The sequence below is a fragment of the Chelativorans sp. YIM 93263 genome, from assembly GCF_028767125.1.
Classification (GTDB): domain Bacteria; phylum Pseudomonadota; class Alphaproteobacteria; order Rhizobiales; family Rhizobiaceae; genus Chelativorans.
Window position 1 is genome coordinate 522,661 of sequence record NZ_JAKCWP010000003.1, and the last position, 13,424, is coordinate 536,084.

A 13,424-nucleotide genomic window follows, 5' to 3' on the forward strand; every position below is an offset into this window, starting at 1 on the left:
GCGATGCGCGCCGGGGCGGACGCGCATGAGGTTCACGAAGCTCCGCCTTCTTGGTTTTAAATCTTTTGTCGAGCCCGGCGAATTCATTATCGAGCCGGGCCTGACGGCCGTCGTGGGCCCCAATGGCTGCGGCAAGTCCAATCTTGTCGAAGCTCTGCGCTGGGTGATGGGCGAAAGCTCGTACAAGAACATGCGCGCCTCCGGCATGGACGATGTCATCTTCTCCGGCTCGGCGACGCGCCCGGCGCGCAACACGGCGGAAGTCACTCTCTTTCTGGACAATTCCGACCGCACCGCCCCGGCAGCCTTCAACGATCAGGACGAACTTCAGGTCTCCCGCCGCATCGAGCGCGAGGCGGGTTCGGTCTACCGCATCAACGGCAAGGAAGCGCGCGCCCGCGACGTGCAGCTTCTTTTCGCCGACCAGTCCACCGGCGCCCGCTCGCCCTCCATTGTGGGACAGGGGCGTATCGGCGAACTCATTCAGACCAAGCCGCAGGCCCGCCGGGCGCTTCTTGAAGAAGCGGCGGGCATCTCCGGCCTGCACACCAGGCGTCACGAGGCCGAGTTGCGCCTGCGCGGTGCGGAGCAGAACCTTGAACGGCTCGACGATGTGGTCGGCGAGTTGGAAAGCCAGATCGAAAGCCTGAAGCGCCAGGCGCGGCAGGCGAACCGCTTCAAGAAACTTTCCGCCGAGATCAGAAAAGCCGAGGCGATCCTGCTGCATCTCAACTGGTCACAGGCCAAGGAGCAGGAGGCAGAGGCGAAATCCGCCCTCGCCGCGGCCACGGCTGAGGTGGGCGAGCGGGCAAGCGCGCAAATGGAGGCGGCGAAGGAGCAGGCGATCGCGGCCAAGCGCCTGCCGGAATTGCGCGATGCCGAAGCCGCCGCCGCCGCCGCCCTGCAGCGCCTGACGCTGGCCCGCACCCAGGTGGAGGAGGAGGCGCGGCGCGTTCGCGACCGGGCGGCGGAACTGCAAAAGCGCATAGAGCAGTTCGACGCCGACATCGCTCGCGAAGAGCAGATGGTCAGCGATAACGCGCAGACGCTAAAGCGCCTCGATGAGGAAGAAGCCGGGCTGAAGCAAGCCGAGGCCGGCTCCGGTGAGCGCGAGGTGGAGATGCGCGCCACACTGGAAAAGGCCTCGACTGAGCTTTCCGGTCACGAAGAGGCGCTGACTGCGCTGACGGCCAAAAAAGCTGAGGCTTCCGCGACCCGTTCGCAGGCCGAGCGCGCCACGCGCGAGAGCGCGGAGCGGCGCGATCGCCTTGCCGGGCAACTGGAGAGCGCGGACCGCCAGCTGACCGAGCTGAACGAAAAAATTGGCGCCCTGCCAGACCCTGCGAAGAAGCAGGAAGAGCTTGAGCGGGCGACTGCTGCACAAGATGAGGCCGAGAAGGCGTCGGCGGAAGCTGAAGACGTGGTGGCCAAAGCACGCGCGGCGGAGAATGCAGCGCGCCAGCCCGTCAACGAAGCGCGCGCGGAGGTGCAGCGCATCGAGACGGAGGCCGCCACGCTTTCCAAGATCCTCAATGCCGGTGGCCATGACCGCTTCCCCGCCGTTCTTGAGCAGGTGCGTGTGGAGCGCGGTTTCGAAACGGCGTTGGGTGCGGCACTGGGGGAAGATCTGGACGTGCCGCTCGATGCCGAAGCCCCGGCGCATTGGAGCTCGATTGCGCCAGCGGGCGACGACCCAGCACTGCCTGAAGGCGCCAAGCCACTGGCGAAACAGGTCCGCGCGCCGGAACAACTGTCTCGACGGCTGGCACAGATTGGAGTGGTCGAACCGGAGGACGGGCCGCGCCTGCAAGCGCTTTTGCAACCCGGCCAGCGGCTTGTCACACGCGATGGCGCGCTATGGCGCTGGGATGGCTACATCGCCAGTGCCGACGCACCGACCGCGGCCGCTCAACGGCTTGCGCAGAAGAACCGCCTCGCCGAGCTCGAAAGCGAGGGAGCGGCGGCGCGCGAAAAGCTGCAAAACGCCGAAACGGCCCTCGCCGCTGCGGGCGAGGCCGTGAAGCAGGCGGTGGAAGGCGAGCGGCTCGCGCGCGAGCGCCTTCGCGAGGCCCAGCGAGGGGTAAGTGCGGCGCGGGATGCTCTTGCAAGCGCGGAGAAAGCATCCGGCGAACTTGCAAGCCGGCGCTCCGCGCTGGAGGATTCCCGACGCCGGCTGGCGGAGGACCACGAAGAAGCGCTGAAGGCAGTCGCCGGAGCTGAGGCCGCCTTCGCCGATGCGCCGGACCTTTCCGAGCTCCAGGCCGAGCTCGACCGAGCCAACACCGAGGTCTCGGCGGCGCGGGCGCGCGCATCAGAGGCTCGGGCCAATCATGACGGGCTGAAGCGCGAGGCCGAGGCCCGCCGCAAGCGCCTCGATGCGATTGCGGAGGAGCGCAAGAGCTGGACCGCACGCGCCGAGAACGCCGACAAGCAGATCGCCTCGCTTTCCGAGCGGCGCGCGGATGCCGCCGGCGAGATGGAGAAGCTGGCGGATGCGCCGGACGAGATCGAGGCGCGCGGGCGCAAGCTTCTCTCGCAGATTTCCGAGGCCGAGGCCGCGCGCAAGGAAGCCGCCGACAAGCTGCAGGAAGCAGAAAATCGGCAAAAGGGGCTCGACCAGGCAGCTAGCGACGCCATCCAGGCTCTGGCCGGCGCGCGGGAAAACCGCGTGCGCGCGGAAGAGCGGCAGACGGCAGCCGAGCAGCGGCGCAAGGAGGCCGAAGCACGCATCCAGCAGGCGCTCAACGTGCCACCGCATCTGGCGCTGCGCCATGCAGAGCTGGCGCCGGACGAGCCCTTGCCCAAGGCGGTCGATGTCGAGAAGCAACTGGAGCGGCTGAAGATCGAACGCGAGCGGCTGGGCGCGGTCAACCTTCGCGCAGAGGAGGAGCAGCAGGAGCTTTCCGGGCGGCTGGAAACGATTGTCGGTGAGCGCGAGGACGTGATCGAGGCGATCCGCAAGCTGCGCCAGGCGATCCAGAGCCTGAACCGGGAGGGACGCGAGCGGCTCTTAGCGGCATTCGAAGTGGTGAACGGTCAGTTCCAGCGCCTGTTCACGCATCTATTCGGCGGCGGCACGGCGGAACTGCAGTTGGTCGAATCCGATGATCCGCTGGATGCGGGGCTGGAAATCCTCGCCCGGCCGCCCGGCAAGAAGCCGCAGACCATGACGCTGCTTTCGGGCGGCGAACAGGCCCTGACGGCAATGGCGCTGATTTTCGCGGTGTTCCTGACCAATCCGGCGCCGATCTGCGTGCTCGACGAGATCGACGCGCCTCTGGACGACCACAATGTCGAGCGCTTTTGCAATCTCATGGACGAGATGGCCGCTTCGACAGAGACGCGCTTCGTCCTCATCACGCACAATCCCATCACCATGGCGCGCATGAATCGTCTCTTCGGCGTAACCATGGGCGAGCAGGGCGTCAGCCAGCTCGTCTCCGTCGATCTCCAGACCGCCGAGCAGATGCGCGAGGCGAGCTAGGGCCCTTTAACAGCCACGCTGCAAGCGCACGGATTCTGGCGCACTTGTTCAGCGATGGGTGAGATCACATCGGTTTTGCTAGCAGACCTGTGGCCAAGCAACGGAAGGCCTCGACAGCTTTCGGAAAAATTTCCTCCGGCTCTTCGCTGGCCGCAATCCAGAGGGCTGCATTGAGCGCGGCCCCATTCAGAAGCCGGGCGGCGGCCTCCGCGTTGACCGGCTTCAGAATTCCTTTCACGATCAGCCGCTCTACTGTCTGCTTTGTCGCCTGCAGGCAACTGTTCTGGCTGGGCCATTGGGATGGATCTCCAAGGACCGCTGGTCCGTCGAGCAGCACGATACGCTGCACTTCGGGATTGAGCGCCATTTCGATGTAGGCCGCCCCCTCTGCAAGCAGCCCTTCCCACGGGTCGTCCGCCCGGGAACCGATCTCCTGCGCCCGCGACGCCATTTCAGCGTCGATCTGGTTGACGACTGCGGCCAGAAGCCCGCGCTTGTCCCCGAAGTTGTGGTAAAGCGCCCCTCGCGTCAGGCCGACTTCGGCGGTCAATTCGTCCATCGAGGCGGCAGCGTACCCCTTCTCGGCAAACGCCTTTCGCGCGGCCACGATCAGCTTTGCGCGGTTCTCCTCCATCATCTCGACGCGTCGCTTTGCCATCTCGCAACTCCTATGCTCACATACGCTTCGTATATGGATTGACATACGCTGCGTATATCAGCTACTTCACATACATGGCGTATATAGAAATGTGCGGCAGCGTGTAAAGCGCCCGAAGCGTGGCGTTCCGCTCATCGAGTGCCATCCAGCAATGATGAAGAAGGATTGAAGAATGACGCAGCGCGACGCAATTTTCCCTGCCGACAGGCATGCACTTTACGAGGCACACGGCTATTCAGCCGCGATCAGATCCGGCGATCTCCTTTTCGTCTCCGGGCAGGTTGGCAGCCATCCTGACGGTACTCCCGAACCTGACTTCGGGAGTCAGGTCCAACTGGCCTTCGACAATCTCCAGGCAACGCTGGAAGCAGCGGGCTGCAGTTTCGACGACATCGTCGATGTGACCACGTTCCACACGGATCCCGAAAACCAGTTCGAGACCATCATGGCCGTCAAGAACCGGATCTTCGGGAGCCCGCCCTATCCAAATTGGACCGCTGTCGGTGTGAACTGGCTCGCCGGGTTTGATTTCGAGATCAAGGTCATTGCCCGGATTCCTGAAGGGGCATAGCTTTCTTCCTGCCGGAGCGGTCCTGATCCAGGACACGCTCCGGTCAACAGTTTTGCTCATCGCGTGCTTTGCCGGACCACAGCGATATCAGCACCGCAAAGAGCGCAAGGCGGAGAACTAGAGAATGTTTGCCCGGCCATAATCATTGCCGCGCCTTCCGGACGACCAGCCGGAAGGCTATGATGTTCCGTGGTCCGTACGAGACAGCCTGAGGACAAATTCGGTCCGGGGAAAAGAGGATATCGCTCGTCGGCGTCGGCCTTATTCTCCTGAAAAAAGAGCGAAATCCGTAGGCTCGCGCAGGAAATACACCTATCCACAGGGCCTAAATCGATTTTCCTTAGCGATGCGGAAACGAGCCCTTGGAGTAGAGAACGTTTTTCGGCTATCGCCTTGTCAGCAGACTTGCTGGAGGATTGCATGACCAAATGGGTCTACTGTTTCGGTGATGGAAAAGCCGAGGGCCGCGCTTCCGACCGGAACCTTCTCGGTGGTAAGGGCGCAAATCTTGCCGAAATGTCCAATCTCGGCCTGCCGGTACCGCCGGGCTTTACGATCACCACCGAGGTCTGCACGCATTATTTTACCAATGGCCACACCTATCCTCCGGAACTGCGCGAGCAGGTGGGCGAGGCGCTGAAAGAGGTCGGACGCGCGACGGGGCGGCGCTTCGGCGACCCGGCACGGCTGCTACTCGTCTCCGTGCGCTCCGGGGCACGGGCCTCCATGCCGGGCATGATGGACACTGTTCTCAATCTCGGCCTCAACGACGTGACGGTGGAGGCGCTTGCGGCCGAGTCCGGCGATCCGCGCTTCGCCTATGACAGCTATCGGCGCTTCATCCAGATGTACAGCGACGTCGTGCTGGGCCTTGATCACGATCTTTTCGAGGAAATCCTGGCAGATGAAAAGGGACGACACGGCTATGATGTCGATACCGAGTTCTCGGCGGCGGATTGGAGGCGCGTGATCGCGCAATACAAGGAGCGGGTCGAGAGCGAGTTGGGGCATCACTTTCCGCAGGAGCCGGAAGAGCAGCTCTTGGGTGCCATCGGTGCTGTTTTCTCGAGCTGGATGACCCCGCGTGCGGTCACCTACCGCCGGCTGCACGAAATCCCCGAAAGCTGGGGCACGGCAGTCAATGTCCAGGCCATGGTGTTCGGCAACATGGGGGACGACTCGGCTACCGGCGTTGCCTTCACGCGCAACCCCTCGACCGGCGAGAAGAGCCTTTATGGCGAGTTTCTCGTCAATGCGCAGGGTGAAGACGTGGTAGCGGGCATCAGAACGCCTCAGAACCTGACGGAAGCCGCGCGGCTGGAGGCCGGCTCCGACCAGCCCTCGCTGGAAAAGATCATGCCGGCGGCGTTCGCGTCTTTCGTGGAGATCGCAGACAAGCTGGAAAGCCATTACAGCGACATGCAGGACCTCGAGTTCACGATTGAACGGGGCAAGCTGTGGATGCTGCAGACCCGCTCGGGCAAGCGCACAACCAAGGCGGCGCTGAAGATCGCGGTAGATATGGCGAATGAAGGCCTGATCACGCGTGGCGAGGCCGTGTGCCGGATCGACCCGGCCTCGCTCGACCAGCTTCTTCACCCGACGATCGATCCGAATGCCAAGCGCGACATGTTCGCCACCGGCCTGCCAGCCTCCCCCGGGGCGGCGACGGGCGAGATCGTCTTCTCCTCGGACGAGGCGGAAGAGATGAAGGGGCGCGGGCACAAGGTGATCCTGGTGCGCGTGGAAACGAGCCCCGAGGACATACATGGCATGCACGCGGCGGAAGGTATCCTGACCACGCGCGGCGGAATGACGAGCCATGCGGCGGTGGTCGCGCGCGGTATGGGCAAGCCCTGCGTCTCCGGTGCGGGCACGATCCAGGTCGACTATCGCGCGGGTACCATGTCGGCGCTGGGCCGGACTTTCGAACGCGGCGAAGTGATCACCATCGACGGGTCAACAGGGCAGGTTCTCAACGGCGCGGTGCCGATGACGCAGCCGGCGTTCTCCGGCGATTTCTCCACCATCATGGAATGGGCGGACGAGTTGCGCCGCATGAAGGTGCGCGCCAACGCCGAAACACCCGCGGATGCGCGCACGGCACGCTCCTTCGGCGCGGAGGGAATCGGGCTCAGCCGCACTGAGCACATGTTCTTCGACGAGGAACGCATTGCCGCCATGCGCGAGATGATCCTGGCCGACACGTCGGAGGAGCGGCGGGCGGCACTTGCAAAACTGCTGCCGATGCAGCGGGCCGATTTCACCGAGCTCTTCGAGATCATGGCAGGGCTTCCGCTGACAATCCGCCTGCTCGACCCGCCGCTGCACGAATTCCTGCCCAAGACGGAGGAAGAGATCGCCGAAGTGGCTGCTGCGATGGGCGTGGAGGCGGAGCAGCTTCGCCAGCGAGCGGAAAGTCTGTATGAATTCAATCCAATGCTCGGCCACCGCGGTTGCCGGCTAGCCATCACCTATCCGGAAATGGCGGAGATGCAGGCGCGCGCCATCTTCGAGGCGGCAATCGAGGCCGCGCAGAAAACCGGCGCGCCCGTGGTGCCGGAGATCATGGTGCCGCTGGTGGCTGTCGCATCCGAGTTTTCTTTCGTCAAAGCCATTATCGATGCTGCCGCGAAGGAAGCGATGAACGAGCGCGGCGTAGAAATCGAGTATCTCGTCGGCACAATGATTGAGTTGCCGCGCGCCGCGCTCAATGCGGGCGAGATCGCGAAGGAGGCGGAGTTCTTCTCCTTCGGCACCAACGATCTGACCCAAACGACATTCGGCATCTCGCGCGACGACGCATCGAGCTTTCTGGATGTCTACCGCCAGAAGGGCATCATCGAGCGGGATCCGTTCGTCACACTGGACGAGGATGGCGTCGGCGTGCTCATCAGGCTTGCTTCGGATAACGGGCGGGCAGCGCGGGAGGCGATGAAGCTCGGCATTTGCGGCGAGCACGGCGGCGACCCGTCATCGATCGCATTCTGCGAGAGCGTCGGGCTCGACTATGTTTCGTGCTCGCCCTTCCGTGTGCCGATTGCCCGCCTGGCCGCCGCACAGGCAGCCTGCCGGGCTAGGCTTGACGGGTAGAGGGAACCGCGTTCGCCACCGTCAACGGCGATGCTGATTGTGGCGAACTGTGAAATTTCGCGGGGGCATCCCACAGTCGTTCCTCGGACCTGACCCGAGGACCCACGCCTGAGTGGAACCAATTTCACCGACGTTTCCGAACGCCACCCGCGTGCCATCTACTCTGAAGCAGTTGTTTCAGGCGCCCACGGCGAGCAGATTCTGGCGGGCAACCCGGCGCAGCTCGTCGATTGGTTTCAAAGCGCCCTCCTGCTCGAAATGCCAGAAGGTCCAGCCATTGCAGGCATCGAGCCCCTGAACATGAGCCCCTAGGCGGTGGATCGAGCCGGCTTCCTGGCCTACCGCGATGGTGCCGTCCGCGCGCACACTGGCGGCCCAACGCTTCTTCCTGTCGAAGAGCTGCGTGCCGGGGGTGACGAGACCTGAATCGATCAGGCTGGCAAAGGCGACGCGCGGCTCGGCGCGCTTGCCAGGCATCGGGGCGAGGATCCCATCCTCGAGCGGCTCGACGGCGGCGATACGGGCGTTGGCGGCATCGATATAGCCCTGATCGCGCTCGATGCCGACGAAATGCCGGCCGAGCTTCTTGGCGACCGCGCCGGTGGTGCCGGTGCCGAAGAACGGATCGAGGATGATATCCCCGGGTTTCGAGGATGACAGGATCACGCGCGAAAGCAGCGCCTCCGGCTTCTGCGTCGGGTGCGCCTTGGTGCCCTCGGCATTCTTCAGGCGCTCATGGCCGTTGCAGATGGGAAACAGCCAGTCGGAGCGCATCTGCACGTCGTCATTGGCGGCTTTCATGGATTCATAATTGAAGGTGTAGTTCTTGGTATCGCGCTCGCGCGAGGCCCAGATCATGGTTTCGTGTGCGTTCTGGAAGCGCCGGCCGCGGAAATTCGGCATCGGATTGGTCTTGCGCCAGACGACGTCGTTCAGGACCCAGAAGCCGAGATCCTGCATGATGGCGCCGACGCGGAAGATGTTGTGATAGGAGCCTATGACCCATATCGTGCCGTTCGGCTTCAGGACGCGGCGGGCGGCGAGCAGCCAGGCGCGTGTGAAGGCATCGTAGGCGGCGAAGCTCTCGAACTGATCCCACGCATCATCGACGGCGTCGACCAGGGACTGGTCGGGCCGATGGAGTGCCCCTTCGAGCTGCAGATTGTACGGCGGGTCGGCAAAGATGACATCGACCGACTTCGCCGGCAAACGATCCAGCGCGGCAACACAGTCTCCCCGCACGATCTTGTCCAGCCATTCGGCCTTTGCAGGGGTTGAGGAAAGATCCTCAAGATGACGCACCGCTGACATTTACACCCACCTCGAACAGAGTTGTTTAGTGTGCGTTATGGTTACCGAACTGGGTAAATAATCCGTAACGAGCAGAAACTCCCCTCCCCTCATTTTGGGTGCGCGGGTTGCAACCAATCGCACTTCGCGGGTATTGGCTTGCACCTTACCCGTTCCCTTCAGCCAAGAGAGCCTTGCAATGCCCGCTCCCGACCTTGTCATTTTCGATTGCGACGGTGTCCTCGTGGATTCGGAGATCGTCGCCGCGCGGGTGGAAGCGGAGCTTTTGCGCCAGGCCGGCTATGAAATCACGCCGGAGGAACTGGCGGCGCGCTACTCGGGCCTCACCTTCCGCGACATTCTCATTTCCATCGAGAAAGAGGCGCAGATGCTTTTTCAGGCCACACTGCTCGACCACGCGGAGGCAAAAGTGGACGAGCGGCTGCGTAGGGAGGTGAAGCCCATTCGCGGAGTCGCGCAGGCTGTTGCGGCGCTCAAGACGAGAAAATGCATTTGCTCGAACTCCAGCGATGAGCGCATCAAGGCCATGCTGCAGAAAACAGGACTGGCGCCGCTCTTCGAAGGTGTGATCTTCTCCTCGCTGGATACACCCAGCCAAAAGCCGAAACCGGCGCCGGATGTTTTCCTCCACGCTGCCGAGAAGATGGAAGCGGAGCCGGGCCGCACCTTCGTGATCGAAGATTCGGTCCACGGCGTGAACGGGGCGACAGCGGCCGGCATGCGCGTCATCGGGTTCACTGGGGCATCACACAGCCATCCCAATCACGCCAACATGCTGATGGAGGCCGGCGCGGAGACCACGATCCACCGCATGGCCGACCTGAACACCGTTATCGACGCGCTGTCGGACTGGGCGGCGAACTAACTGAATCCGATCAGGAAGACGGGCCTTCGTCGTAGCCGACGATGATCTGCATTCCCTGCTCCACGCCACCAGGGATGGCGACATTGTTGTCGATGTACAGGAATTGCGTGGCGCCGGACGTATCGTTGACCGAAACCGAATGCCGGTGCAGCTCGGAGTAAAGCACCTCATCGCCACGGACGACCGCGACGCGGATCGGCATCGTGATGGTGCCTGTACGGCCTTGCGGGCCGGGCACGATCTTGCCCGCTATCCCCACGGTCATGACCGTCGCGTCCGCCCTGTAGTCACAAGAGCGCGTAGTATCGCTGATGGATGCCTGGTAGATGAGCTTGTCCGGATCATCCTGCGCATTGCCTTGGTACGTCCTGAAGAAGGCGGTGCCATCGCGCAGGCGCACTGGAGGGCAATAGGCTCTCAACTCGCTCGCTCGGATGGGCTCGCCTTCCCCCTGCGCGGTATTGTCGCGGGAACCCGGCTCGCCCGGCACGCCGCCGGTCTGACAAGCCGCCAGAAAGGCTGAACCAGCAAGGATGAGTCCCGCCGCAAATGTCTTCTTGAACAATGGAAACCCCGTAAACTGCACTTTCTACAACAAGGCCGCTGCTCTATACCAACGGAGCGGGAGGATTTCGACCGTTGTCTCATTCTTTCCCGCTTCTCCCCACGGCTGTAGATAATCATTAAATGATTGGCTGTGCCAAGGGAATATCGCGGTCTTAAGAACGGAGTGAAGAGCATGGAGTATGTCAGCACGCGAGGCGAAGCGCCGGAATTGGGCTTCTCGGACGTGCTCCTCCAGGGACTCGCCCGGGACGGCGGGCTCTATATGCCGCGCGCCTGGCCGCGGTTTTCCACGGAAGATATCCGCGCATTCAGGGGACGGCCTTACGGCGAGGCCGCCTTTGCAATTCTGAAGCCATACGTTGGAGGCGCTGTTTCCGACGACGCGCTGAAGCGGATCATCGACGAGAGCTACGCCACATTCCGCCACGAAGCGGTGTGTCCGCTGGTGCAAACCGGGCCTTCGGAATTCATTCTCGAGCTTTTCCACGGCCCCACGCTCGCCTTCAAGGATCTGGCGATGCAATTCCTGGCGCGCATCATGGATCATGTGCTCGCCGAACGCGATGAGAGGGTGACCATTGTCGGCGCGACGTCCGGCGATACGGGCGCGGCGGCCATCAAGGCCTTTGCCGGCATGAGCCGGGCGGACGTGTTCATCCTCTTCCCTCACGGCCGGATATCACCCGTGCAGCAGCGCCAGATGACCACATCGGACGCCGAGAACGTGCAGGCTATCGCCATTGAGGGCACATTCGACGATTGTCAGCGCCTCGTGAAAGAAATGTTCGGCGATCATGCTTTTCGCGATCAGCATTCGCTCTCGGGCGTAAACTCGATCAACTGGGCGCGCATCATGGCCCAGATCGTCTATTACTTCACCGCCGCAACGACTCTCGGCGCACCCGACCAGCCGGTTTCGTTCACTGTGCCAACAGGGAATTTTGGAGATATTTTCGCTGGTTACGCCGCCAAGCAGATGGGACTGCCGATCGAGCGGTTGATCATCGCAACCAATGAAAACGACATTCTCGCGAGGACGCTGGCAGAAGGCGAATACGCGACGCGGGATGTCGTTGCCACAACTTCGCCATCGATGGACATTCAAGTGTCATCGAATTTCGAGCGGCTTCTGTTCGAAGCATCCGGCCGGAAGGCCGATGAGATCCGCGGATACATGCACGGTCTCCGGCAATCGGGCGGGTTTACGATCAGCGCCGATACACTTTCCGCCATGCGTGCGGATTTCACCGCCGGTCGGGCCGACCAGCAGGAGACGGCGGGGGTCATTCGTGCCTACAACGAGGGGTGCGGCTACATCGCCGATCCACACACGGCAACAGCCCTGAAGGTGGCACGCGACGACGCAAGGCCCGGCGAGATGATGGTGGTGCTATCCACCGCGCACCCGGCCAAGTTTCCACAAGCAGTGGCGGAGGCGTGCGGTATCGAGCCCGCCCTGCCGGACACGCTGAAGGGGCTGATGGAAAGAGAAGAGCGATACACAGTCCTTTCTTCCGATCTAAAAATGGTGAAAGATTATATAACCCGTCATCGTCACGGCGGGGGTTAGGGAGTGAGTTTATGGCAGTAGAAGTAAGCCGTCTTTCGAACGGTTTGACCGTTGCGACGGAGACCCTTCCCCATCTGGAATCCGTCGCGATGGGCGTTTGGGTCAAATCCGGCTCGCGCGACGAGCGGGAAGACGAGCACGGCATTGCCCACCTGCTGGAGCATATGGCCTTCAAAGGCACCAGCAAGCGCAGCGCCTTGCAGATCGCCACGGATATCGAGGACGTTGGCGGCGAGATAAATGCGGCCACGAGCGTCGAAACAACCGCCTTCTTCGCTCGGGTTCTTCGGGATGACCTGCCGCTGGCAATCGACATCCTGTCCGATATCCTCATGGATTCCAAATTCGACCCCGCGGAACTGGAGCGGGAGCAGCACGTGATCCTGCAGGAAATCGGGGCGGCGCACGACATCCCCGACGACGCGGTGTTCGACCGCTTCTCCGAGACCGCCTTCCGCCATCAGGCGGTCGGACGGTCCATCCTCGGCACGCCGGAGACGGTGCGCGGCTTCACTTCCGAACAGTTGCACGGCTATCTGGAACGCCAATACGGGGCCGACCGGATGGTGGTCGTCGCGACCGGCGGCGTTTCCCATGACGCATTCGTCCGCGAAGTGGAAGCCCGGCTCGGGACCTTCCGCAGCAAGAGCGAGGCCATCGTGCCGCAATATGCGCACTACGTCGGCGGGGATTATCGCGAGGACCGCGAACTCATGGACGCGCAGGTCGTCCTCGGGTTCGAGGGACGCGCCTATCATGTGCGCGACTTCTACGCCTCCCAAGTGCTTTCCATCATCCTGGGCGGGGGCATGTCCTCACGCCTGTTTCAGGAAGTGCGTGAACGGCGCGGCCTGTGTTACGCTGTCTACGCGTTCCACTGGGGCTTTTCCGATACCGGTATCTTCGGCGTGCATGCGGCTACCGGGAGCGAGGGCCTTGAGGAACTCGTGCCCGTCATTCTGTCGGAATTGCAAAAAGCCGGTGAGTACATCGATCAGGCGGAACTCGATCGGGCGCGCGCCCAGTACCGCGCCGCACTGATGATGTCGCGCGAAAGTTCGGCCAGCCGGGCCTCGCAGATTGCCCGGCAACTTCTGCTTTACGGCCGGCCAATCGAGACAGAGGAGCTTATGGATCGTCTTTCGGGGCTGACCACCGATCGCCTTAGCGACCTTTCCACGCGCCTTTTCACCTCCAGGCCGACGGTATCCGCCATCGGACCGATAGGCACACTGGCGCCATTTGAAAGCATCCGTGACGGGCTGCTCGCTCCTCACAGCTCGCCGCAGAAACTCGCCGTTTGAG

The 13,424-nt window shown here is 62.7% G+C and carries 9 protein-coding genes; 6 read left to right on the forward strand and 3 right to left on the reverse strand.

The window, feature by feature from the left end:
- Positions 1-25: 25 nt before the first annotated feature.
- Positions 26-3,484, forward strand: a complete 3,459-nt coding sequence (gene smc / locus LY631_RS09610; RefSeq protein ID WP_274425045.1) for a chromosome segregation protein SMC — start codon at positions 26-28, stop codon at positions 3,482-3,484.
- A gap of 64 nt (positions 3,485-3,548) precedes the next feature.
- Here the strand turns inward: smc and LY631_RS09615 are convergent, their stop codons facing one another.
- Positions 3,549-4,142, reverse strand: coding sequence for a TetR/AcrR family transcriptional regulator (locus LY631_RS09615; protein WP_274425046.1), 594 nt, complete (start codon positions 4,140-4,142; stop codon positions 3,549-3,551).
- A 172-nt stretch (positions 4,143-4,314) separates the two neighbouring features.
- Between LY631_RS09615 and LY631_RS09620 the strand changes: the two genes are divergently transcribed.
- Together LY631_RS09620 and ppdK are read left to right on the forward strand one after the other, a co-directional pair.
- A complete protein-coding gene (locus LY631_RS09620) occupies positions 4,315-4,713 on the forward strand; it encodes a RidA family protein (protein ID WP_274425048.1) in 399 nt (132 codons plus the stop codon).
- Between the two features lie 420 nt (positions 4,714-5,133).
- Positions 5,134-7,806: a pyruvate, phosphate dikinase gene (gene ppdK, locus LY631_RS09625; protein ID WP_274425050.1), complete on the forward strand. Its 2,673-nt coding sequence runs from the start codon at positions 5,134-5,136 to the stop codon at positions 7,804-7,806.
- Positions 7,807-7,983: 177 nt separating this feature from the next.
- Here the strand turns inward: ppdK and LY631_RS09630 are convergent, their stop codons facing one another.
- Positions 7,984-9,117 carry a site-specific DNA-methyltransferase gene (locus tag LY631_RS09630; RefSeq protein WP_274425051.1) on the reverse strand — a complete coding sequence of 378 codons (1,134 nt, stop codon included), beginning with the start codon at positions 9,115-9,117 and terminating at the stop codon, positions 7,984-7,986.
- A gap of 178 nt (positions 9,118-9,295) precedes the next feature.
- Between LY631_RS09630 and LY631_RS09635 the strand changes: the two genes are divergently transcribed.
- Positions 9,296-9,982 carry an HAD family hydrolase gene (locus LY631_RS09635; protein ID WP_274425053.1) on the forward strand — a complete coding sequence of 229 codons (687 nt, stop codon included), beginning with the start codon at positions 9,296-9,298 and terminating at the stop codon, positions 9,980-9,982.
- 10 nt (positions 9,983-9,992) lie between these two features.
- Here the strand turns inward: LY631_RS09635 and LY631_RS09640 are convergent, their stop codons facing one another.
- Positions 9,993-10,547 carry a hypothetical protein gene (locus LY631_RS09640; RefSeq protein ID WP_274425054.1) on the reverse strand — a complete coding sequence of 185 codons (555 nt, stop codon included), beginning with the start codon at positions 10,545-10,547 and terminating at the stop codon, positions 9,993-9,995.
- A 174-nt stretch (positions 10,548-10,721) separates the two neighbouring features.
- On the opposite strand from LY631_RS09640, the gene thrC reads away from it, so the two are divergent.
- Positions 10,722-12,119 carry a threonine synthase gene (gene thrC, locus LY631_RS09645; RefSeq protein ID WP_274425055.1) on the forward strand — a complete coding sequence of 466 codons (1,398 nt, stop codon included), beginning with the start codon at positions 10,722-10,724 and terminating at the stop codon, positions 12,117-12,119.
- 11 nt (positions 12,120-12,130) lie between these two features.
- On the forward strand, positions 12,131-13,423 hold the full coding sequence (locus LY631_RS09650; protein WP_274425057.1) for a M16 family metallopeptidase: 1,293 nt from the start codon (positions 12,131-12,133) through the stop codon (positions 13,421-13,423).
- Position 13,424: the final 1 nt, after the last annotated feature.

What these genes read in the sequence shown, in the direction of transcription:
- smc (WP_274425045.1), top strand. Translation starts at nt 26, where the DNA reads ATGAGGTTCACGAAGCTCCGCCTTCTTGGTTTTAAATCTTTTGTCGAG.
- LY631_RS09615 (WP_274425046.1), bottom strand. Translation starts at nt 4,142, where the DNA reads ATGGCAAAGCGACGCGTCGAGATGATGGAGGAGAACCGCGCAAAGCTG.
- LY631_RS09620 (WP_274425048.1), top strand. Translation starts at nt 4,315, where the DNA reads ATGACGCAGCGCGACGCAATTTTCCCTGCCGACAGGCATGCACTTTAC.
- ppdK (WP_274425050.1), top strand. Translation starts at nt 5,134, where the DNA reads ATGACCAAATGGGTCTACTGTTTCGGTGATGGAAAAGCCGAGGGCCGC.
- LY631_RS09630 (WP_274425051.1), bottom strand. Translation starts at nt 9,117, where the DNA reads ATGTCAGCGGTGCGTCATCTTGAGGATCTTTCCTCAACCCCTGCAAAG.
- LY631_RS09635 (WP_274425053.1), top strand. Translation starts at nt 9,296, where the DNA reads ATGCCCGCTCCCGACCTTGTCATTTTCGATTGCGACGGTGTCCTCGTG.
- thrC (WP_274425055.1), top strand. Translation starts at nt 10,722, where the DNA reads ATGGAGTATGTCAGCACGCGAGGCGAAGCGCCGGAATTGGGCTTCTCG.
- LY631_RS09650 (WP_274425057.1), top strand. Translation starts at nt 12,131, where the DNA reads ATGGCAGTAGAAGTAAGCCGTCTTTCGAACGGTTTGACCGTTGCGACG.